Source organism: Venenivibrio stagnispumantis, assembly GCF_900182795.1.
Classification (GTDB): domain Bacteria; phylum Aquificota; class Aquificia; order Aquificales; family Hydrogenothermaceae; genus Venenivibrio; species Venenivibrio stagnispumantis.
Window position 1 is genome coordinate 1 of record NZ_FXTX01000023.1, and the last position, 20,920, is coordinate 20,920.

Below are 20,920 nucleotides of genomic sequence, written 5' to 3' on the forward strand. Positions count from 1 at the left end.
TAAAAGGAAGAGAAGCCATAGGAGATTTAGAAAGATATGTTCATAAGGTTTTAAATCCAAATCAAGAAACAGGCATAAAAGAGCCTGTTTATTAAATTTCCCTTTTTATAGATTCTCCTCTTTTATATGTGAATTTTGCCAATATCTCCTTAGGAGGATTTTTTTCATATTTATTTACAGAATAAAATGTAGAAGATACCTTCTCTTTATCTATTTCAAGCACAGAATAACCCCATGTTTTTTGATTTAAAAATTTAGTCCATGGGTTTTGTGAAATTTCTGCCTGTGAAATCTCGTCAACATTATTATATTTTGATAAATCTTTTTTCCACCAGCCTGCTTCTGATGCATTTATTGAGCTTATAGCCCCTGTCATAAATTCAGCACCTAAAACTTTATCATAATTTTCTTTAAAGCTATTTGGAATATCTGCTGCAAGGAATGCATGCCTATCTCCTGTCAGCATTACAATATTATTTATATCATTTTTAGTTAATATATCTAATATTTCTTCCCTTTCCCCTATATAACCATCCCAAGCATCTGTGCTTCCATAAAAGCCATCTATCTTACCACTAACAAATTGAACTTCATTTGCAACTATATTCCATCCAAATTTATTTTTATTATTTATAACTTTATCAAAAAACCATCTTTTTTGTTCTAAACCTAACATTGTATGTTGAGATTGGGTATAACAACCTACTGATTGATATCTTTTAGGACATTGGCTTTCTCTGTAACTTCTTTCATCTAAGCATATCAGATTTGCTAAATTTCCTATTTTGAAATCTCTATAAATCTTTATCCATTCAAGGGGATGTCCTTTAAAATCTAAGGAAACATCTGCAGGAATATATTCATACCAAGCTTTAACTGCATATTTTCTAAGTAATAAACTTTTGTATCTGTCTTCATTTAATTCTTTTGGTAAAGATGGAGAATACCAATAATCTTTTCCGTAATTATAATAATAATCATTGGCAAACTCATGGTCATCCCATATATATATAAATGTTTGCATAGCCCTTGCAAGCTGATAATTTTCATCGGATAAATATTTTTTATATAAATATCTGTAATCTTCTAAGGAAATTGCAAACTTACTTCCTGAAGGAAGATTTATATTTCTTCCGGATACTTTTGCTCCATAAACTCTTTCATATATTGCATCTCCAAGATGTAAAACAAAACCTGCCTCATCTTCTTCAGATATATATTTAAATGCAGGATAGTAACCATCTTCATAATTTTGACATGTTACAAAGATAAATTGATATTTATCAACCTCTGTCGGTAAAGTTTTAAATCTTCCAATCTTTTTACTATTATCATACTCAAATATATAAAAATATGTTTTTCCCGGTTTTAAACCACTAACTTTAAATTTTATTGTATAATCACCAATATCTGTTATTTTATTTGCAGGTATCTCAAACTCTTTTATTGCCTTTTCTTTTAAAACCTTATCCGGATTTTTTTGTATATCATCTATAATATAAACTTTTAGATTTTTATTTAATCTTTTATGAACCTCAGGATTTATCCTTGTCCAAAGGATTATACTATCATTGGTTGGGTCTGCACTTGCAACTCCTGATGGAAATATATCATCCTCTCCTGCAAAAGCAACATAAGGATGTATTAATAAATAAGCTGTTGAAATACCCAAAAGCTCTAAAAATTCTCTTCTTGTTACCAATTTTACTCCTCCAATTTGTAGTTTATATTTAAATTAAAGCTAAAATCTTTATTACCGGGTGGTGGTGGAAAACTTTTTATCCTGTTTAAAATTTCCATTGCGGCATCATCTAAGATTTGACTACCGGAAGATTTAACAATCTCAACAGAAAGAATTCTTCCTGTTGAATCTACTTTTATAGATAAAGTAACATCACCTTCTATTCCAAATCTTTTTGCTCTTTCCGGATAACTTTTCTTAGATTCTACAATACTCTTTATTTTAGAAAGATAAAGAGAAAGCTCATTAGGATTTGGATTTGGTGAGCTTTGTTTAATTTCCGGTTTATTTTCATGTTTTTCTTGTGGTTTTAGTATATTTTCTGGTTGCTTTATCTCCTGCTTTGGTTCTTCCTTCGCTGGTTGTTTAATATCAATATTTTTAACTGTTTCTTCTGGTTTCTTTTCAATAACAGGTTTTTCTTCCGGTTTTTCTTCTTTTTTTGGTTTTTCTTCAACCGGCAATTTTTTATTCTCTATAACAGGCTCTTTTATATGTTCCTGAGGTTTTGGCTTAACCGGTTTAATATTTTCTTTTTTCTTAATCTTAGGTAATGGTTTTTCTATCTTTTCAGAAGGCTTTTCTGAAGGTAGTTCTACCAATGTTATTTTTACAGACTTACTCTCTTTTTCATAAGGATGTATTGAAAAATTTAATTTTGAGCTGATAAATAAAGATATTATAGAAAATAACAAAGCTAATAAGAAAGATATAGTTTTATGTTTATAATCATCATTTTCTAATGAATAGTTATATAAATTCATATACTTACTGCCCCTCTTTATTGCTTGCTATACCAATATTTGTAATATCTTCAGATTTGGCTATATCTATTATTTTAAGAACTGATTCTACTTTTGCTCCTTTATCGGTGATGACTAAAATTCCTTTTATATTTTGTTTATTTTCTTTTATGTAATTTTCTATACTACTTATTCCTATTATTTTATTATCAATTTTCGGTTCCCCATCTTTTGATATATAAATTTTTATAATTTCTTCTTTAAGGTTTTGTTGCTCTGCTGTTTTGGTAGATGGTATTTCCAATTTTTGCTGAAATAAAGGTATAACATTTAATGTATATAAAATAAAGAAAACAAGAAGAAACATCATAACATCTATTGTTGGTATGATTTGAATTTCTTCTTTCTGATATTCATCTTCTTCCATTAAAGATAAAAGTAATATCTTTTTATTCTTCATTTAAAATCTCCTCAATTAATATATTTTTTGTTTCTTCTTTGTAAGAAGAGATTCTATCTTGAAACATTTTAAAAAATAGATAATTCCATAAGGATAAAACTATACCTATTGCTGTAGCTAATAAAGCAAAGCCAATGGCACCGGTTATATCTCCTGAACTTGACAATCCTTTTGCTGATAGTTTTTGGAAAGCTTCCATAAGGGCAAAAATAGTTCCTAATAAACCTAAAAGTGGAGCAGTGGTGGCAGAAAAATCAAGCCACCACATTCCTTTTTTTAGATTTTTTATAAAATTAAATCTTTCTTCTAAGGTTGAGTTTGGTTTATTTTTTAACTGAAAAAATTTATATATAATCACATAATTTGATATAACAAACATAATAAACATAACAAAGAAAACAAAATTATGTAATATCTTTAAATCAATGTTCATATTTAAAATCCTCCCTTAATTCCAACTGCTATTGTGAAAGGAGCACCGACATAGTAAGTTCCGGAAGTATCTCCAACACTTATTCTGCTTATATATTTTGTATCAAGTAAATTTTGAATATCTACATAAGCAGTCACCTTTCTATTAAAAACTCTAACTCTATCAGTAGAAATATTTAAATTAACAATACTATAACCACCTATCTGTTGTTTATTAGTGAGGTCTCCATATCTGGAAGAAATATATTGGAATGTAGGTTTTATACTAACTCCGAAATCTTCATAATTTAAACCCAATTTATACATAAATTTAGGTGTGTTAGGAACTTGATTGCCATCTATATTGATACAACCTTGTTTTAAAGCTGATGATAAACCACAATATTTAGATTCTTTAAGTTTTGCTATGTTGTATGAAGCAGATGTATATAAAGATAAATTTCTTAAAGGTCTCATACCTACTTCTATTTCTGCTCCATAAGCATCTACTTTACCCACATTCTGAGGATAACTTATTGAAGGGTTTGTTGGGTCTGTAAAGTAAATAATACGATCTTTATATTTTGTATAGTAAACAGCCGGAACAATATATACTGTTCCATAATCAAATCTTACACCTAAATCAAAAGTATCTGAAAGTTCAGGAGATAATGCATTTACTACCTGTTCTGCAGTTACACCAGCAGGAAAACTTCCAAGATAATTTTTTGGAACCCTAAAGTTTCTGGCATAAGCAAAATAAGGATATATATTTTCATCTATTTTTAACCCTATATTTAAAGATGGTAAAAATTTTCTGTAAGTTCTTGAATATGATAAATTATTGTTTTTAGTTAAAGGATAATCAAATAAATTTTGCATATCTATATAAGGAACACCTTTTGTATTATAATAGTCAAAATCTCTCTTTATTTGTGCATATTTAAAACCTGCTGTTATATCTACCATATTCATTAAATTTTTAACTGTTATATTTGTATAAGGTGTATTTGTGTATGTTTTTGTTCTTTCTATATAACCATATCCAATTGTATTTGTAAGTAATGTATAGCTTCCATCTGGATTAACTTTTACAGGAAAGCTTGGTTTTGCTTGTTTTAAATCTGCATATTCCCACCAATAACCTATATCAATTTTTGATTTCATAGGTAAGTTAATAGATAGATTTGTAATTAACCCAGGTCTATCTGTATAATTGTAAGAATAATAAACATTGTTTCCAGAAGAACTTGCTGAAGTACCACTTCCTCTTCCCCACCAATAATATGGTTTTATAGAAAGCATCATATTCTTAGACAAATCTATTTCTATATTTGCTCTATACTCCCTATTTGTATATGGATTTTTATAAAACCCATAATAATTAGCATTGACTTTTCCCTGAGAGGTTAAAAAATTAGGGTCATAATCAAATCTTCTGTATGTATCTAAATCTAATGCTTGGTTGTAAGTTAAACCTCTATAAAAGTAATTTAGTTGTGAGTTGTTATCAAAATAAAACTCCCATCTAAACCTATCAAAATTTTGAGCTAAACCTATTGTAATATGGTCTCTATACTGAGGAGATTTGCCCGGACCTTTCCACTTTTCAGCATCTGTATGTGAAAAAGATATAAATGCTTTTAGATTTAATCTTTTTAACAAACCTGTATCTATTCTGAAAAACTCTTTATTAAATCCAAAAGAGCCATATCTTAAATCATAAAATACACCGAATTTATTTTTTGGTGGTTTTGTTCTTAATTTTATAGACCCGCCTATATCTGCATAATATGGAGATGTTTTGTTTGTAGCACCTCTTTCTACTGTTGCTGACTCTAAATTCTCAACATCTATATATTCATGTGGATATATATTATAATTACCGGAATCATTTAAAGGCATATTATCAATCTCAATACCTATCTGGTCATTTGTAAAACCTCTAATAGTGACAGTTCCACCTCCAAGACCGTATGCATCATCTGTGCCTACAAATAAAGATGGAGACAGTTCTATTGCTTTGAATATATTTATTCCACCGGCTCCTGCACTTGTTTCCAGTTGTTCTTTCTCAAAAGTTGTCTGAGTTTTTGCTGCTTCCTTCTCTTTTTTTACAGGCAATTTAGAGCCTTTTTCCTTTTCTTGTCCTTCTTTTACTTCAACTTTTATTTCCGGCTCTTGCCCATAAACCATATAGAAGCTATTGGACAATAAAAACAAAATAAGGGGAAATCTAAGTCTCTTCATTTTATCATATCCTCCAAAAATCAATTTTTATGCAAAAACTATAGCAAACTAATATTAAGATAGTATTAAAGGTGGATTAAATTTTCTTAAAAATTGTTTTTAACAAAATCTTAACAAAATCTTAATATTTCCTTAACACAATTTATTTATATTTAATGTATAATTATTTTATTAAGGGAGGTTATTTGTTATGAAAAATCAGGAAGAGATGGTGCTGATAACAAAAGGAATAGAAAATATAGCTCTTTCCATAGAATCATTTTTAAATTTGAGAAATTCTAATGATTTAAAAATTGTAGAAAATGAGATTTTTGTAATAGAGAAAAGATTAGATGAAATTTTAAAAGGCTCACAGATTGAAAATAAGTTAAAAATTAAATTTTTAGAAAATATAAAAGATAAATTAAATGATATTTTATTATATCTTGAAAAGATAAAGGAAAAAGAACCGGTTACTTATTTTTTTGCTTTTGAAAAGATGACAGAGATATTAATAAAAAATATAAACAGATTTATTGAGTATGATTTTGAAAATTCATCGAAAGATATAATAGAAATTGTAAAAAAAGATTATAAAACTTTATATAAAATCAAAGAAAGTAGTGAAAGGGTTATTATCACATATCTTCTTGAAAAACCTTCTAATATGAAAGAGGTTTTGGCTCTTTTAAATATAAAAGAAATATACATATCTATTATGGAAAATATTATATGTGCTATAGATTATTGCTTTGGAGAGCCCAATGGTAATAGTATCTAAGACCGATTCAAGAGTAAGGATAAAATTTGATAATGAGTTTGAAAAAAGAAATTTTATAAAAAATATGAAAGATATAAATGGAATAAAAGATTTAAAAGAAGGGAAAGCTTTGTCTGTTATTATAGAGTATGAATCCGGTTCTACTTTTGATTATATTATAAAAAATCTTAAAGAAACAAAAGAAGAGATAAAAGCAGGGAAAGATGAAATTTTCTATTATACAAATTTTTTCATAACCCATCCGGCAGTTAAAGCATTGTGGTCTATGGCATTCCTTGGTGCAAAAAGAGGCTTTTTAACTTTTGCCATATGTACAATTGGAATAGGCAGATTTTTAAAATCAAAATTTTAAACAGGAGGTAAAACAAAATGCAGATTTTAGGTCTAAACATTGGTAACACAATAGGTGGTTGTATCTCAACAAATTTCTTTCTTGCAGGTATTGGGACAGTAGCAGGTATGGTTTTAATTAGTAAATTATTAAAAGATGCCAAACCTGTTCTTGTTGGAGCCACAAAAGAAGTTATAGCATTCCAACAATGGCTTAGTTCAAACATAGCAGAAGGTCAGGAATTTTGGGAAGATGTAGTAGCCGAAGCAAAACATCAATACAAACTTGAAATTGAGAAAAAGTTAGAAATTATCCAAAAACAACAAGAAGTATTAGAAAAATTAAAATCAAAACTGTAAAAGGAGGTATTTAAAATGAATATATTTGGAATAATTGGTAGAGTATTATGTTCTAATCCTGCTTCTTTTATATTAGGTGCAGGTGTTGGATTGGTTGGTCTTTATATTATAGATAGAATGGAAGAGCAAAGAAAACTTGAAAATATGCAAAAGGAAATAGAAGCAACTGTAAAAGCCCTTGAGCTTCAATTAAAAGCCTTACCTGCTTCTGAACAAACTGTAAAAGAAGCTAAATAATAAGGTGAAAAAATGGCTATCCCTTATACCATAAACAGCTTTTTAAGTGGTAGATTACAGATAAAAAGTGAGTTTCTCAAATATATCCATGTATCTGAATTTACCATAGAAAATTATCTTAAAAATCATTTTAAAGGAGTAAAAAAAGTAAAAGTAAGTAAAAAAACCGGTAGATTGACCTTAGAATATGATAAAGAAAGTTTTAATCCTATTGGGTTTTTTGAATTTTTAAACAATATTTCTTCAGAAACAATACTTGAAATTTTGTCTAATGCAGAAAACGGATTTATTAAACCTGCAAAACAGGAAGAAGAAGGAAATGCTAAAAAATGGTTTTTATTAAACAGCTCGGCTTTCGGGCTGTTTTTATTTAGAGCTTCCATTCCTGCAAATATTTTAACTGGCATAACCTTAGCATTGGCAATTCCCGTATTTAAGAAAGCTTTAAACTCTATAAGAGAAAGAAAAATAGATGTTCATCTTTTAGATTCATCTGCGATAGCTTTATCTGCATTTCAAGGAAATCCTTTATCTTCTTTGCTTATGACATGGTTACTTTCCCTTGGAGATTTAATTGAGGAGAAAACCCAAGGCACAGCCCATAAAGCTATAGAAGAACTTCTAAATTATAAAAATGAAGAAGCATGGCTTGTAATAGATGATGGACAGGCAGTAAGGGTTCCGGTAGAAAAGATAAAAAAAGGAGACAAGATAGTTGTTTATACCGGTGAAAAGATAACTGTTGACGGTATAGTTGAGGAAGGAGAAGCCCTGGTAAATCAAGCATCTTTAACCGGAGAATCTAATCCTGTATTAAAGAAAAAAGAAGATAAAGTTTATGCCGGAACATTCGTAGAAGATGGTAAACTTTATATAATTGCAGAAAAAGTTGGAGATGAAACAGCCCTTGCAAAAATAGTCCATATAATAGAAGAAAGTGCATCACAACCAATAGAAACCCAAAAGAAAGCAGAAGAAGTAGCCAATAAAGCAGTAATTCCTACATTGATAGCAGCCGGAACTGTTTACGGATTAACAGGAAATATAAATAGAGCAACATCTACATTAATTATTGATTACCATACAGGTATTCATGTATCAATACCTGTGTCGGTTATGTCCCATATGACACTTGCAGCAAAAAGAGGTATTTTATTCAAAAGTGGAAGACATTTAGAGATTTTGCACAAAGTAGATACAGTTGTGTTTGATAAAACAGGAACTTTAACAATAGGACATCCTGAAATTACTGAAATCATTGCATACAAAGTTTCTGAAATAGAGTTATTGCAGATAGCAGCATCCTTAGAGCAAAGATTAACTCATCCTGTAGCAAAATCAATAGTTAACCATGCCCTTGAAAAAGGAATAGAATTACTCCCAAGGGAAGATTCAAAATATCATATGGGACTTGGTATTGAAGCAAAGATAAATGGAGAAAAATATTATATTGGAAGCACCAGATTTATGGAACATATCGGTATAAAAACACCTCAAAAAGCAGTAGAAGATAGGGAAAGAATGCATGAAGACGGAGAATCGGTTTTATATGTAGTAAAAGGAAAAACAATACTTGGATTAATAGGATTTTCTGACCCACCAAGACCTGAATCTAAAAAAGTAGTAGAAATTCTTCATAAAATGGGAAGAGAAGTTATTCTATGTACCGGTGATAATATAGGGGCAGCAGCATTAATAGCCAAAAAACTCGGTATTAAAAGATTTTATGCAAGGGCTTTTCCTGATGAAAAAGCTAAAATAATAAAAGAACTAAAGAAAGAAGGCAGAACAGTAGCATTTTTGGGAGATGGTGTAAATGATTCACCGGCTCTTTCGGTTGCAGATGTTGGAATATCTATAAGAAGTGGTGCAGATATAGCAATAGAAGTTGCAGATGTAGTTATAAACAACAATCTATGTAATTTAATAGAAGCATTTAAGATTGCTGATTTATCCTTAGAAAATATTGAGCAAAATATAAAAATAAACACAACTGCAAATACAATAGGCTTACTCGGTGCAATGTTTGGTATATTTAATCCTGTAACTGCAACAATCATAAATAATGGCACAACTGTATTACTTGGATTAAATGCTCTAAAACCAATATGGAAAAAAGATACAAAATATTTAGATGAAATTTGTAAAATTTAAAAGGGAGGAATAATCATGGCTAAAAAAGAAGTTCAAGAAAAAGATTTAGAAAAACTTTTGGAAGAAGTTAAAAAAGATTTAGAAGAGATAAGAGAAAAACTCGGAATGGGAGAAAAAAAAGATTTAACTGCTATACCGTTAGAAGCCCTCAGTAAGATTAGAGAAACTGCATCTGAAGTGGCAGAAAAAGCTAAAGCTTTAGAACTTGTAAAATCTGCATTAAATGTAGCAGAAAAATCTATTGAAGTAGTCAAATCAGGTGCAGTAGGTGCAGTTGAAGGTGCTAAAAAAGCATTAAAAGAAGAAAATAAGGAAGTTCAAACAGAACAAAAAACAGAAGAGAATAAATAAAATATATCTAAACAGATAAGGTTAAGGTTATGGATAAAAATGAAATAGCTCTAAACCTTAACCTTGTTTTTTCTATAACTTTAATATATTTCTTTATAGAGTTAATAGGAGGTTTTTACTATAATAGCTTAGCCCTTATAACAGATGCTTCATTTATGGCAATAAATATATTAGGACAGATTATTGCTATCTTTGCAGAAAAATTAAGTAAAAGACCTGCCGATGATTGGCATCCATTTGGCTATGAAAGAATTAAAGTTATTTCAGCCCTTTTTAATGGTATTTTGGTAGGATTTGTTTTATTTTATATTTTTATAGATGCATTTAAAAGGATAGTAAACCCTGAACCGATAGAAGCAGATAAAGTTTTAATTATTGCAATTATAGGCTTATTAGTAAATGCTTTTGGAGTATATAAGTTATACAAACATTCAGAAGATATAAATATAAAAGGGGCTTTTATTCATATTTTACAGGATTTATTAGGTTCTGTAGGTGTTATTATCTCCTCTGTTATAATAAAATTTACAAATCTATATTTAATTGATGCTTTAGCCAGTATATTTATAAGCTTTTTAGTTGCTTATCCTACATATTTATTAATTAAGGATTCAATTTATATCTTAATGGAAGGAAATCCGGCAAAAATAAAAAAGGAAGATATATCTAAATTTTTATATTCCCATTTTCCATTTATAGCTAATATTAAAGATACAAGAATCTGGGCATTAACTCCTGACAAATTAATAGCTTTATTAAGAGTTAGAACTAAAGATAAAAATTATGATAGAGAAAAAATAAAATTAATTAAAGAACAATTGAAAAAACAGTTTGGATTTTTTGATGTGTATATTGAGCTGTATGAGGAGGGATAATTTATGATTTATGTAAAAACAAGAAGCGGTAGATATCTTTCTTTAAATCATATAATAGGATTTGCAGTAGAAACTGAAAAAATGGAAATAGATGGAAAAAATGTTATGGTTTTTGAAGTGATTGCTTATTTACCTCAGCCACTTTATCCGGCAATACTTGGCATATATAAAAAAGAGGAGGACGCATATAAATATTTAGACCAAATTATTGAAAATATATTAAAATCAGAAAATTCAATTATCCAGATACCTACGGAGCTTTAAAATGGTTGATGAAATAAAAAGATTAGAAAAAATAGTAGAAGATTTAAATATAAAACATAAAGAAGATTTTAAAAATATCACAGAGCCGGTTTTGGTTATAGTTCAGCTTTCTAATGGAGAAAATATCTTCTTTGAAATAGGAAATAAAGGGATTATAAAATACAATCAAGAGCCAGATATATCCGACAAAATTATATTAACCTTCAAAGATTTAGAAAAAATAGAAAGAAACAAAAAATTAATAATGCCTTATCTTATGTCCGGAAAGATAAAATTAAGAGGCAATATAAAAAGGTTAACAGAAACTATAAAAAATATCTTTTAAAAGTTATCTCTTTGTTAAATAATCTGCAACAGAGTATGCGGCAAAGGATTCAGGTTTTAATTTTGGCTTTAATCCTTGAGCCAATACATAACTGATTGCTTCTTTTACTATTATATGTGATTTATATCTGTTATCCGGATTAATATCAAGATGAACTTCCAAATTTCTGTCATCAACAACATCTATAATATTTAAAGCTGTCATAACTGCAAAATCTACTTCTTTCAACAATCTCTCTTTTAAAGATTTTATTCTCTTTTCTTTTCTAACTTCATAAAAGATTTTACCACCTTTACAAGAATCTATATGAACCACTATAACCGATACAAAAACTGTCAAATCTCCGGTCTGCCTTGAATCACAACCAACATAAATAGATGTTTCTTTTGAAGTTTTGGATATATACTCTTTAATCTCATTAAAGTTAAAAGATTTCATAACACTCTTGATATAACTTTTGTTATTATATTTTCCATTATACCACCGATTACAAAAGATTCTATCAATACTTTTTTATCTTCCGGTGTTAAATGGACATCTTGCTGTCTTTTCCTCATTCTTTCTTTTTCTTCCAATACTTTTGAGTATTTTAGGTTTAATTTTTGAAGCTCTTTCTCTAAATTTTCTAAATTTTTAAACATTTTTATTTACCTCAAAAGTATTAATTAATAATAATATTACATTTTCTTTATTAAGCAAATATTAAAAATTGATTAAAAATTTTTAACTATTCAAATTTTTAAGATTAATTAATAAAATCTTCATAAAATATTAAAATTTATTGTTTATATTATTCACTATGAAAAAATTTAATATATCACTGCATGATATTACAATAAGCAATTTCAAGGAAGTATTAGAGATTATTGGTTTAATGCAATATTATGGAATAAACAGATACTCTTTATTGATAATCCCTAAGTATCATAACAAGGAAGATATTAGAGATATTAAAGATAAATTAATGGATATATCCAAAGGTAAAGAGATTATTTTACATGGATTTTTCCATTTAGGAAAAAAAGAAAGATTTATAAACAGATTATTTACATCGGGAGAAGGGGAGGTTTTGAGTATAGATATTGATGAGTTTGAAAAGAGAGTGAGGGAGGGGGTAAAGATTTTAAATTCTGTAGGTTTATATCCTGATGGATATATAGCTCCTGCATGGCTTATAAAAAAAGAACATATAAAAAGATTAAAACAGTTTGGATTTAAATTTACTACAACAAGATATGGTATATATGATTTTCAAAATGAAAAATACATAATAACTCCGGTTATATCTTTTGGTTGCAGGAAAGGTATTGAAGAGTTGTCAATAAATACATTTAAAATCCAGTTATTAAGTTATGCAAAATTATTCAATCGTATAAGGATTGCATTACATCCTTGTGATATTAGGAATAAAACTAAAATAGAAATTATAAAAAACACAATTATTTATCTAAAAAAATGGGGAGAGGAGGGATTTTTATCAGAATTTTCAGGAGGTAATCATAATGATAAAGGTAGATTTACATCTTCATTCAGTAGCATCAAATAAACCTGCCGGATTTTTCTCAAAAAGGATAGGTATAAATGAAAGTTATACAGACCCATTTAAATTGTATAACACATTAAAAGAAAGAGGAATGACTCTTTTTACTATCACAGACCACGATACGATAGATGGATGCCTTGAGATAGCTCATCTTCCAAATGTTTTTATAAGTGAAGAAATAACTACCTTTTTTCCGGAAGATGGTTGCAAAGTCCATGTTATAGCAATAGATATAAATGAAAAAATTCATCAGGATATTCAAAAAATCAGATATAACATATATGAGCTTGTTGATTATCTTCAGCAAAATAATATAATCCATATACTTGCCCATCCGTTTTATGATATGGATGGTAAGCTAAAACCGGAACATATAGAAAAATTTTTACTTTTATTTGATAACTGGGAAATTTTAAACGGAACAAGGTCTAATCTTTCTTCTAAATTAACAAAAAAGATAACAGAAAGATATACAAAAGAAGATATATTAAATCTTGCTGATAAGTATGGTTTTTATAAAAGAAAGAAAGATTTTATATCATTCGTAGGTGGCTCAGATGACCACGGAGGATTAGATTTAGGGCTTGGTTATACTTATGTAGAAGAAGGAAATACATTGGAAGATTTAAAAAATGCAATAAAACAGGGAAAAACCATTCCGGAAGGTTTACATGGCTCACCAAAAAGATTAACCCACATGGTTATGAAAATAGCTTTTGAAGGTGCAAAGAGACAATATAATCTTGGTAATCTAAATTACATAGCAGAAATACTTTTTGAGAAAAAGAATAAAAACAGCTCAATATTAGATATGATAATAGGAAGTAATTCAGCAGAAGATTTTGTTAAATCTGTAATAGGTGCAAACAGATATGAAGCTATTAAAGAAGATACCCATAAAAAGATATACACATTTTTTGATAGTTTATTCCCATATATTGTAAAAAATATAAAAGAGATGAAAAGCTTTAACCTTGAAAGATTTTCACAAAATCTTGGAATGGCAATTTTATCTTTTATTCCTTTATCCACTTATCTTATAACATATTGGCAAAGGGCTATGGAAAAAAATAAATCAAAGGAACTTTATAATGCTTTAACCGGTGAATATCATAATGACGGAAAAGTGGCATATTTTACCGATACATTATTTGAAATTAATGGAGTTGCAAAAACTTCTAAAAAAATTTTAGAATTAGCCCAAAAAGAAAATTTAAATCTTCAGATGATTATAAGTTATGAAGATTATCCAGATGATGAATATATCAAAAATTTTAAACCTTTAATATCCTTTAACCTTCCTGAATATGAAGAGATAAAGATAAATATTCCAAACTTTTTAGATGTTTTAGAATACATAGAAAAAGAAAATTTTGATGTTATATACAGTGCAACTCCGGGTATAATGGGAATATACGGCTTTATAATATCTAAAATTCTTGGAATTCCATTTGTTGTTGCACATCACACAGATTTTCCGGAATATATAAAGAGATATACCAATGACCATTTTGCTTACCAATATACATGGAAAGCATTTTCATTTTTATACAACAATGCAGACAAAGTTTTATCTCCATCAAACCATTATAAAAATGAATTAATCAAAAATGGAGTAAAATCTGAAAAAATAAAAGTATTTAAAAGAGGTGTTGATTTAAACAAATTTAATCCTTCCTATAAAGACCCTACTTTCTGGGAAAATTTTGACCCAACTTACAGATATGAAAAGATAGTTTTATATGTTGGAAGAGTAGCAAAAGAGAAAGATTTGGATATTTTCGTTGAGGTTGCAAAAAGATTTGAAAATACAAAAGGTATAAAATTTGCCATTGTAGGAGATGGCCCTTATAGAAAAGAGATAGAAGGAAAGGCAAACAATATAATATTTACCGGATATTTAGAAGGAGAAGAATTATCAAAAGCCTATGCTTCCTCATATCTATTTTTATTTCCAAGCACTACCGAAACATTCGGGAATGTTATATTGGAAGCAATGGCATCAGGTCTTCCTGTTCTTGTTTCAGATAAAGGAGCAGCAAAAGAACATATTATTTCCGGTATGAATGGATTTATTATTGAAAATAACAATATTAATGAGTATGTAAGTATTATAACCGGCTTGATGAATAATAAGGAACTGTATGAAAATTTACAAAAATCCTGTATCTCACTTATAAAAAATCTGGATTATGAAAAATCACTCTTAGATATGATTAATGAATTTTCCCTTGGTTTAATAAAGAAAAAGGAGTATATCTTAATCTAAATGAAGTTAATAGATATAACCCATTTTTATAATAGCAAAAGTGGAGGAGTAAAGAAATACTTAGAAGAAAAAGTCAGATATTTTAAGGAAAAAGATATAGAACATTCTTTAATCCTTCCATCTGAAAATAATGATATAATAACAAAGGACAAAGTTAAATATTTTTTTATAAAATCTCCGGAAATTCCTTTTTTTAAACCTTATAGAATTATTATTAACAAAAAAGCAATTTTTGATATAATAAAACAAGAAAAGCCTCAAATAGTAGAGGTTGGTTCTCCGTATTTTATTCCGGTATGGATAAATGAGAATAAAAAACTACTTGGTTATAAAACTGTTGGATTTTTCCATTCCAATATAGAAGGTAGCATAGAAACCATATTTAAAAAAATAAATAAACCTTTTTTAAAAGTTGCTAAAAGTTTGATAAAAAAAGAATATTCAGATTTTGATATTGTAATATCTCCATCTAAATACATTGAAAATTATCTAAATTCCCTTGGAATTTTAAACACAAAAACTGTTTATCTTGGAATAGATACAAAAATATTTCAATTCAGAGAAAAAGATAAATCCATTTTAGATAAATATAATTTACCAAAAAATAAAATTTTAGTTGTTTATGCCGGTAGATTATCCTCTGACAAAAATGTTTTAGAAATAGCATCTATTTATAATATATTAACCTATTTTAGACCCAATAAATATCATCTTGTTATAATAGGTTCTGGACATCTTGAAAATAAATTTTTAAAAAAAATTGAAGGAAACTATACCCATATAGGTTATATACAGGATAAAAATCAGTATACAGATATATTATCAGTTTGTGATATATTTATAACTACTTCAAAAATAGAAACTTTTGGTCTTGCCATTGTTGAGGCACAGGCTTTAGGTCTGCCGGTAGTAGCTTATAAAACAGCATCTATTCCGGAAGTAGTTTATTATAAAGAGCTTCTTGCAGAAGATATTGATAACTTTATAAAAAATATAGAATTAGCTTCCAAATATTATATATCTCCCTCAAAAAGAAAATTACTATCAGAAAATATAAAAAAATATTTCTCTTGGGAAAAAACATTTGGCAATATGGAAAAAATATATCAAGATTTGATTATATAACTTTTTTAAAATATCTTTCTATGGTTTCTTTTGAAATATTTGATATATCTTTTCTATTTAGATTTGTAGAATCTATTGGAGATAAAATTTTTAGCTCGATTTCAATACTTTTTAAAGATAATAATTTCCATACATGTTCAAAAAATTTCATATCACCATAATAAAATATAAAATCTTTATTGATTTTGTTAATGGGTTCTTTATTTATACGGGTATAGTTTATACAAATCGGTAAAATTTCCCGTTTAGACAATTTAGAAGATATTAAAAAAGGAGCTTTAAAATCAAAGATACAACTTCCGTCAGAAGTTGTTCCTTCAGGAAAAATTACCACATTATAACCATCTTTTAAAAGATTTGTTATCATATCAATCTCATTTTTAAGATTATTAAAATTTCTTCTTTCTATAAATACAGCTCCGCCAAGTTTTGCAGTTAAACCAAGCAAAAAATCTTCTTCAACTTCTTTTGTAGATACAAAAATTGATGGATTTAAAGAAAATAAAACTAAAATATCTAAGTATGATAAATGATTTGCAACAATTAAAAAATTTTTAGATTTATCAAAACTTCCTTCTACTTTTAATTTAATATTTAAGATAGATAAGGTTATTTTAGAAAAAAGAGAAGCATTTTTTATTAAATTTCTTTTTTTATCTTTAACCAAAATATATATGATAGATGAAGTAAATAAAAATAGTATATACAGAAATATTAAAGCCGGAATTCTTGTTAATCTTATGACCATTTTTTAAATTTCCTTTCAAATCTTTTATCAATATTGTTAACATCTAATAAAGTAAAAAAATCAAAACATCTAAATTTAAAATCATAAGCCGGATATCCAGATACAAAAGCTCCTGCTTTTATATAAGATATAAGAAGAGAAGGAATTTCATTTTTTATATCTTCGTCATATTCTACATTCAGCAAAAGATTTTCAAAAGAAGGATATTCATATTTTCTTTTTGGAATTATATTAAATTCTTTATTAATTATGCCATTTTTTTCTAAATATAAATACATTTTTGCCGCTTTTTCCGGATTTTCGGTAAAATAACTGGATAAACCAAAAAGATAATCTGCATTTGTCTGTTTTGTGTATAAAGATATTCCTTTCCATAAAAGAGCAAGAACAATACCATTTCTATATTCTTTATCAATAACCGCTCTTCCAAGTTCAAGCATAATATAATTTCTACTTTTTAAATCAGAAATATCAAACTCAGATTCAGAATAAAAATTATCTGTATAAACAGATGATAAAACCCTATAACTTCCAACAATTTTATTTTTATTTTTATCTATAATCACGATATGGTCTGCAATTTTATCATATTTATCAGAATCAATGCCGGTTAATTTTATTTTCCCTATTTTCTCTTTATAAAATACTTTATATCTAAGTGAAAATGATTTTTCCAGCTCATTTAAAGAAGAACAGGTTTTTACTATAAAATCCTTAGTTTCATAAAAAATCTCAATCTTAGGCTGAAAGCCAAAAAATTTATATTTATACAATTTTTGTATAGGATTTAAAATATTTATATTTCTTGTCATATTTATTTCCTCCAAATTCATATTTTTGTTTATCTTACCTAAAGATTTTTAATCTTTTATTAAGATTGGATTAATCTTTTTTAAAAAAATTCAGCTTTAAAAAGTCAGAGAAAAGTTATATAATTTTTAAGTAAAAATTTTGATAAAAAGAGAATAAAATGGAATTACAGGAGCTAAGGGCTGTTTATTATGCTTTGGCAGATGATATAAGGCTAAAAATATTAAAGCTACTGTATGATTACAATGAGCTTTGTGTGTGCCAGCTTCAACCGGTTTTAAATATATCTCAACCAAATCTTTCCTTTCATCTTAGAATTTTGCGAGATAGCAATTTAGTTAATCTCAAAAAAGAAGGTAAATGGAGTTATTACTCTCTAAATAAAGAAAACGAAATATTAAAAGCAAATTTAGATTTTATAAAAAATTTGAAAATTCAAGAAAATCTTGATTTAAACGCTTGTCAGATAGAATTTAAAAAATAATCTGATAAAAATCATAACTAAATCTTAAAAATCATATAAAATATTTTTTATATAAAAAATTTTTTATAAAGGAGATATTGCGATGGAAAAAAGAACAATCAAAGATGTTAGTGAAGTGAAAAAAACAGAGGAAGGTGTTGTAATAGAAATCAAAGATAACACCGTTGAAGCTGAAAAAGTAAAGGAAATAGTAGAAAACTGCCAAACAGGAAAATGCGATTGTATGACAGAAGAGATGAAACAAAAAGTTCAGTTTATGGATTTTAAAGCAGAAAAAGGGAAAATAGCAATAGAAATAAAAGGAGATTTAACAGAGCAAGAGATAAAAGAAGCTATGGCAAGAAGTAAAAAGGAGCTTTAATTAAATGGAGATTAAACCGATATTATCGGTAATTATATTTTTATTAACAATATTATTTGTTATTTGGCAACCGAAAGGGCTCAGTATCGGTTGGACTGCTACTATCGGAGCTTTATTATCTCTTTTACTTGGTATTGTATCTTTCTCAGATGTTCTATTTGTTACAAAAATTGTATGGGATGCAACTATTGCATTTGTTGGTATTATCTTTATTTCTTTAATTCTTGATAAAATAGGTTTTTTTGAATGGGCAGCACTTCATATAATGAAAAAAGCCGGTGGTGATGGAAATAAATTATTCATATATATCATTTTCCTTGGGGCTTTAATCTCAGCATTTTTTGCAAATGATGGTGCTGCCTTAATGCTTACACCTATTGTTTATGCAAAAATTAAACATTTAGGATTAAAGGATAAATTTATCTTACCTTTTATTATGGCAAGTGGTTTTGTTGCAGATACAACAAGCCTTCCACTTGTTATCTCAAATCTTGTAAATATTGTTACTGCAGATTTTTTTGGTATTGGATTTATTGAGTATGCATTTAAAATGATAATTCCTAACTTTTTCTCTTTAATTGCTACTTTAATAGTTCTTTATCTTTACTTTAAAAAAGATATTGTAAAAAGTTATGACCCATCTATTTTGAAAAATCCGGAAGAAGTTATAAAAGATTGGTTTATTTTTAGATTATCATGGTGGCTTGGTGGATTTTTACTTATTGGATTTATAATTTCTGAGATTTATAAAATACCTGTATCAATTATAATCTCCATAGGTGCTATTATCTTAGGTATTGCTACATACAGGGAAAAAATAGTAGATATGAAACAGCTTATTTTTAAAGAAACACCTTGGAAAATTGTTGTTTTTTCAATAGGAATGTATGTAGTTGTTTATGGATTAAAAAATGCCGGATTAACCTATGAGTTATCAAAAATAATAAATTATACATATAATTTTGGAGAATTATCTGCTATCTTAGGCACAGGTTTTTTAGCTGCATTTCTTTCTGCAGTTATGAATAATATGCCATCTGTTATGGTAGTAAATCTTGCTATAGCAGAAACAGGACTTAGTCAAAATATCAAACATCTTCTTGGTTTTGCTAATGTAATCGGTTGCGATTTGGGGCCAAAAATGACACCTATAGGTTCCTTGGCAACTCTATTATGGCTTCATGTTTTAGAGCAAAAAGGTGTCAAAATAAGTTGGGGATATTACTTTAAAGTAGGAATAATTTTAACTCCACCGGTTTTATTTTTTACATTAATAGGACTTTATTTATGGAAATTAATCATAGGAGGATAAAATTATGGCTGTAAAAATAGGTTTTATATGCACCGGAAACTCGGCAAGAAGTCAGATGGCAGAAGGATTTGGTAAATATTATGCTGAAAAACTAAATAAAGATGTTGAAGTTTATTCTGCCGGTTCTAACCCTTCCGGATATGTTCATCCTCTTGCTATTAAAGTTATGGCAGAAAAAGGAATAGATATTTCACAAAATAAATCAAAATCTCTTGATGATATACCATTAAGAGAACTTGATTATGTAATTACCCTTTGTGGAGATGCTGCAGAAAGTTGTCCGGTTATTCCCGGAGCAAATACACAACATTGGGGACTTCCTGACCCTGCAAGAGCAGAAGGTTCAGAAGAAGAAAAATTAGAAGTATTTAGACAAATAAGAGACAAAATAGAAGAAAAAGTAAAAGAGCTTATTGAAAAGCTTTAAGCTCTAAAAAGAACACTAAGAATTATCAATACAATAATAGTGATTACATAAGTATCCATGGTTAAAACCTACTTTAAAAATTAGGTTTAATTATAAATATAATTTTTTATAAAAATATGTCAAGTATAAAAATTATATAAAAATAAAAAACACAAGAATATCAAAAATTTATAAAAACTATTGACAACAGAGAAACAAAGTATATAATATTTATCCCTAAAAAGTTGGAAATAGAATAAGATAAAAAGCTCTTGACAAAAATTTAAAAGAGTATATAATATATATCTGCTTTTTGAAACTGAATAAGAAACTGTTGACAAAAGAAAAAAGACTATATATAATGTATATCCATTTTGTAAAAAGAATTAAGCAAAAGTAAAAGCTACTTGACAAAAATTTAAAAGTATGTTAAACTGATTATCTGTCTGTTTTAATCGGTTGAGGTAAAGGCTACTTGGCAGTTGAATAGGAGAACTAAGTGCCATCAGGATAAGATTCCTTTGGAGAGTTTGATCCTGGCTCAGCGCGAACGTTGGCGGCGTGCCTAACACATGCAAGTCGTGGGGCAGCAGGCCTTACC

General features: G+C 27.9%; 25 protein-coding genes and 1 rRNA gene. 17 read left to right on the forward strand and 9 right to left on the reverse strand.

The annotated features are described in order from the left end of the window. Positions 1-91: 91 nt before the first annotated feature. The 5 genes from QOR43_RS07700 to QOR43_RS07720 are packed head-to-tail and all read right to left on the reverse strand — an operon-like array spanning position 92 to position 5,605. Positions 92-1,702: an alkaline phosphatase D family protein gene (locus tag QOR43_RS07700; RefSeq protein ID WP_265133672.1), complete on the reverse strand. Its 1,611-nt coding sequence runs from the start codon at positions 1,700-1,702 to the stop codon at positions 92-94. Between the two features lie 2 nt (positions 1,703-1,704). Beyond that, positions 1,705-2,505: an energy transducer TonB gene (locus tag QOR43_RS07705; protein ID WP_265133671.1), complete on the reverse strand. Its 801-nt coding sequence runs from the start codon at positions 2,503-2,505 to the stop codon at positions 1,705-1,707. Between the two features lie 4 nt (positions 2,506-2,509). Continuing rightward, positions 2,510-2,944, reverse strand: coding sequence for an ExbD/TolR family protein (locus tag QOR43_RS07710; protein WP_265133670.1), 435 nt, complete (start codon positions 2,942-2,944; stop codon positions 2,510-2,512). Continuing rightward, on the reverse strand, positions 2,934-3,377 hold the full coding sequence (locus tag QOR43_RS07715; protein ID WP_265133669.1) for a MotA/TolQ/ExbB proton channel family protein: 444 nt from the start codon (positions 3,375-3,377) through the stop codon (positions 2,934-2,936). Before QOR43_RS07715 ends, QOR43_RS07710 begins: the two co-directional genes overlap by 11 nt. Before the next feature lie 2 nt (positions 3,378-3,379). Further along, positions 3,380-5,605: a TonB-dependent receptor gene (locus tag QOR43_RS07720; RefSeq protein WP_283571467.1), complete on the reverse strand. Its 2,226-nt coding sequence runs from the start codon at positions 5,603-5,605 to the stop codon at positions 3,380-3,382. A 190-nt stretch (positions 5,606-5,795) separates the two neighbouring features. On the opposite strand from QOR43_RS07720, the gene QOR43_RS07725 reads away from it, so the two are divergent. Genes QOR43_RS07725 through QOR43_RS07765 form a run of 9 tightly spaced genes read left to right on the forward strand, consistent with a single transcriptional unit; the run spans position 5,796 to position 11,261 of the window. After that, positions 5,796-6,365, forward strand: a complete 570-nt coding sequence (locus tag QOR43_RS07725; protein WP_265133667.1) for a hypothetical protein — start codon at positions 5,796-5,798, stop codon at positions 6,363-6,365. Beyond that, positions 6,349-6,717: a hypothetical protein gene (locus QOR43_RS07730; protein WP_265133666.1), complete on the forward strand. Its 369-nt coding sequence runs from the start codon at positions 6,349-6,351 to the stop codon at positions 6,715-6,717. The genes QOR43_RS07725 and QOR43_RS07730 overlap by 17 nt, the downstream gene beginning before the upstream one ends. Positions 6,718-6,734: 17 nt before the next feature. Further along, positions 6,735-7,055 (forward strand): hypothetical protein, encoded by a 321-nt coding sequence (locus tag QOR43_RS07735; protein WP_265133665.1) that lies wholly within the window; start codon positions 6,735-6,737, stop codon positions 7,053-7,055. A 15-nt stretch (positions 7,056-7,070) separates the two neighbouring features. Then, positions 7,071-7,292 (forward strand): hypothetical protein, encoded by a 222-nt coding sequence (locus QOR43_RS07740; protein ID WP_265133664.1) that lies wholly within the window; start codon positions 7,071-7,073, stop codon positions 7,290-7,292. Positions 7,293-7,304: 12 nt separating this feature from the next. Continuing rightward, a complete protein-coding gene (locus QOR43_RS07745; protein ID WP_265133663.1) occupies positions 7,305-9,446 on the forward strand; it encodes a heavy metal translocating P-type ATPase in 2,142 nt (713 codons plus the stop codon). A gap of 15 nt (positions 9,447-9,461) precedes the next feature. Further along, the gene (locus QOR43_RS07750) at positions 9,462-9,797 is read left to right on the forward strand and encodes a hypothetical protein (RefSeq protein ID WP_265133662.1); all 336 of its coding nucleotides are present in this window, start codon (positions 9,462-9,464) and stop codon (positions 9,795-9,797) included. A gap of 29 nt (positions 9,798-9,826) precedes the next feature. After that, complete coding sequence (locus QOR43_RS07755) at positions 9,827-10,672, forward strand: cation diffusion facilitator family transporter (protein ID WP_265133661.1); 846 nt, start codon at positions 9,827-9,829, stop codon at positions 10,670-10,672. Positions 10,673-10,675: 3 nt separating this feature from the next. Beyond that, positions 10,676-10,936 carry an SPRY domain-containing protein gene (locus QOR43_RS07760; RefSeq protein WP_265133660.1) on the forward strand — a complete coding sequence of 87 codons (261 nt, stop codon included), beginning with the start codon at positions 10,676-10,678 and terminating at the stop codon, positions 10,934-10,936. A gap of 1 nt (position 10,937) precedes the next feature. Continuing rightward, entirely contained in the window at positions 10,938-11,261 is a 324-nt protein-coding gene (locus tag QOR43_RS07765; RefSeq protein WP_265133659.1) for a hypothetical protein, read from the forward strand. Positions 11,262-11,264: 3 nt separating this feature from the next. Here QOR43_RS07765 and QOR43_RS07770 read toward each other — a convergent pair whose 3' ends face one another. Together QOR43_RS07770 and QOR43_RS07775 are read right to left on the reverse strand one after the other, a co-directional pair. Beyond that, on the reverse strand, positions 11,265-11,699 hold the full coding sequence (locus QOR43_RS07770; protein ID WP_265133658.1) for a ribonuclease H-like YkuK family protein: 435 nt from the start codon (positions 11,697-11,699) through the stop codon (positions 11,265-11,267). Continuing rightward, entirely contained in the window at positions 11,696-11,902 is a 207-nt protein-coding gene (locus QOR43_RS07775; protein ID WP_265133657.1) for a hypothetical protein, read from the reverse strand. The genes QOR43_RS07770 and QOR43_RS07775 overlap by 4 nt, the downstream gene beginning before the upstream one ends. A gap of 158 nt (positions 11,903-12,060) precedes the next feature. Here QOR43_RS07775 and QOR43_RS07780 point away from each other — a divergent pair, with 158 nt between their 5' ends. From QOR43_RS07780 to QOR43_RS07790, 3 genes are read left to right on the forward strand one after another with little or no spacing between them, the layout of a single operon-like run. Continuing rightward, complete coding sequence (locus tag QOR43_RS07780) at positions 12,061-12,807, forward strand: polysaccharide deacetylase family protein (RefSeq protein ID WP_265133656.1); 747 nt, start codon at positions 12,061-12,063, stop codon at positions 12,805-12,807. Further along, a complete protein-coding gene (locus QOR43_RS07785) occupies positions 12,764-15,073 on the forward strand; it encodes a glycosyltransferase (protein WP_265133655.1) in 2,310 nt (769 codons plus the stop codon). The genes QOR43_RS07780 and QOR43_RS07785 overlap by 44 nt, the downstream gene beginning before the upstream one ends. Then, positions 15,074-16,198 (forward strand): glycosyltransferase, encoded by a 1,125-nt coding sequence (locus tag QOR43_RS07790; RefSeq protein WP_265133653.1) that lies wholly within the window; start codon positions 15,074-15,076, stop codon positions 16,196-16,198. On the opposite strand, the gene QOR43_RS07795 is transcribed toward QOR43_RS07790, so the two are convergent. Both QOR43_RS07795 and QOR43_RS07800 read right to left on the reverse strand, forming a co-directional pair. Beyond that, positions 16,191-16,946 carry a lysophospholipid acyltransferase family protein gene (locus QOR43_RS07795; protein WP_265133652.1) on the reverse strand — a complete coding sequence of 252 codons (756 nt, stop codon included), beginning with the start codon at positions 16,944-16,946 and terminating at the stop codon, positions 16,191-16,193. The two genes, QOR43_RS07790 and QOR43_RS07795, sit on opposite strands and share 8 nt — an antisense overlap. Beyond that, positions 16,937-17,758, reverse strand: a complete 822-nt coding sequence (locus QOR43_RS07800; RefSeq protein WP_265133651.1) for a GNAT family N-acetyltransferase — start codon at positions 17,756-17,758, stop codon at positions 16,937-16,939. The genes QOR43_RS07795 and QOR43_RS07800 overlap by 10 nt, the downstream gene beginning before the upstream one ends. A 158-nt stretch (positions 17,759-17,916) precedes the next feature. On the opposite strand from QOR43_RS07800, the gene QOR43_RS07805 reads away from it, so the two are divergent. The 5 genes from QOR43_RS07805 to QOR43_RS07825 all read left to right on the forward strand — a co-directional run. Next, positions 17,917-18,240 (forward strand): ArsR/SmtB family transcription factor, encoded by a 324-nt coding sequence (locus QOR43_RS07805; RefSeq protein WP_265133650.1) that lies wholly within the window; start codon positions 17,917-17,919, stop codon positions 18,238-18,240. 82 nt (positions 18,241-18,322) lie between these two features. Beyond that, positions 18,323-18,601: a hypothetical protein gene (locus QOR43_RS07810; protein ID WP_265133648.1), complete on the forward strand. Its 279-nt coding sequence runs from the start codon at positions 18,323-18,325 to the stop codon at positions 18,599-18,601. Between the two features lie 4 nt (positions 18,602-18,605). Continuing rightward, positions 18,606-19,913 carry an arsenic transporter gene (locus tag QOR43_RS07815; RefSeq protein WP_265133647.1) on the forward strand — a complete coding sequence of 436 codons (1,308 nt, stop codon included), beginning with the start codon at positions 18,606-18,608 and terminating at the stop codon, positions 19,911-19,913. Between the two features lie 4 nt (positions 19,914-19,917). Continuing rightward, on the forward strand, positions 19,918-20,340 hold the full coding sequence (locus tag QOR43_RS07820) for an arsenate reductase ArsC (protein WP_265133646.1): 423 nt from the start codon (positions 19,918-19,920) through the stop codon (positions 20,338-20,340). A gap of 497 nt (positions 20,341-20,837) precedes the next feature. Beyond that, positions 20,838-20,920 (forward strand): 16S ribosomal RNA (locus tag QOR43_RS07825); the annotation flags it as partial.